Source organism: Nonomuraea sp. NPDC049709, from assembly GCF_040674815.1.
In the GTDB taxonomy this organism is placed as follows: domain Bacteria; phylum Actinomycetota; class Actinomycetes; order Streptosporangiales; family Streptosporangiaceae; genus Nonomuraea.
The window spans coordinates 1-1,462 of the sequence record NZ_JBFANM010000204.1; the positions used below are offsets into that span (position 1 = coordinate 1).

The window sequence follows — 1,462 nt, forward strand, 5'->3', positions numbered from 1 at the left end:
CAATGCCGGGAAGTTAGGACGGCTGGCGGTTGCGTCAAGGTGTTCGGCTGAACCAGAGACATGAGAACGGAGATCCAGTAGAACGGGTGATCTTCCACAACCATCCGTAACAGACTGGATCTCCGTTGAGCCGACAGTCTGCCAGGTCTGCCCTGGCCGCCGCCATCAGCACGGTCACATCGGCCACCCGGAGCGCGGCAGGGGTGTTCGCGCCGGGTCATCTGGGCGAGCTGACGCAGATCATCCCCTTCGAGATGGTTGATGAGGTGCTGGCGGAAACGGGTGCGGTCGAGCGGCGGCTGCGGGATCTGCCCTCGCGGGTGATGGTGTACCTGCTGCTGGCGGCGGGGTTGTTCGCCGGGATGGGTTATCGGCAGGTATGGGCCCGGCTGGTGTCGGGTTTGGCCGGCTCGGGAGCGCCGCCGTCGTCCTCGGCGCTGGCTCAAGCGCGACGCCGGGTCGGAGTAGCGCCGCTGAAGGCGCTGTTCGAGCTGCTGGCGGGCCCGCCCGCGGGCGCGTTGCGGTGGCGAGGGCTTCTGGTCTGCGCGATCGACGGCACCACGATGTCGGTGCCGGACAGCCCGGCGAATCTGACTCGGTTCGGACATCAAAGCGGCTCGCACGGCGGGTCGGGCTATCCCCTCGTCCGGCTGCTGGCCGTCGTCGTGTGCGGCACGCGGACGCTGCTCGCGGCGACCTTCGGCCCGTTCACCACCGGCGAGACCCGCTACGCGCCCGCCCTGTTCGGCTGCCTGCGGCCGGGAATGGTGCTGCTGGCCGACCGGAACTTCGCGGTCAAGGACCTCGTCACGGCGATCGCCGGCACCGGGGCGGATCTGGTGATCCGCTGCAAGAACAGCCGGGCCCTGCCCCGCTTGACCACGTTGAGCGACGGGTCGTGGACCAGCGTGCTGGGCGGGGTGCCCATCCGGGTCATCGACGCCCACATCACCGTCACCCTGTCCGGCACCGACCGGCGAACCACCCGCTACCGGCTGATCACCAGCCTGCTCGACCAGCACCGCTACCCCGCCCCAGACCTCGTCATTCTCTACCACCAGCGCTGGGAGATCGAAACGATCTACCTCGAACTGAAGTCGACCATTCTGGGCGGGCGGGTCCTGCGCGCCCGTACCCCGGCAGGCGTCGACCAAGAGATCTACGCCCTGCTCACCGCCTACCAGGTGCTGCGACTGGCGATGGCCGACGCCACCGCCACCCATCCCGGCATCACCGATGACCGGGCCAGCTTCACCATCGCCCTGCTGACCGCCCGCGATCAAGTGATCCACGCCGCCGGCATTCTCGCCGGCACCACCATCGACCTGCTGGGACGTATCGGACGCACCCTCCTTGAAGATCCCCTGCCACAACGCCGCGAACGCATCAGCCCTCGCATCGTCAAACGCGCGATCTCCAAACACCGAGCCAAAGGACAAGTCGACCGCACCAACCACCGCGC

The 1,462-nt window shown here is 68.1% G+C and carries 1 protein-coding gene; it reads left to right on the forward strand.

What is annotated here, in order from left to right:
• Positions 1-125: 125 nt before the first annotated feature.
• A partial coding sequence (locus AB0J69_RS61665) for an IS4 family transposase (protein WP_364138680.1) occupies positions 126-1,462 on the forward strand: 1,337 nt, incomplete at its 3' end.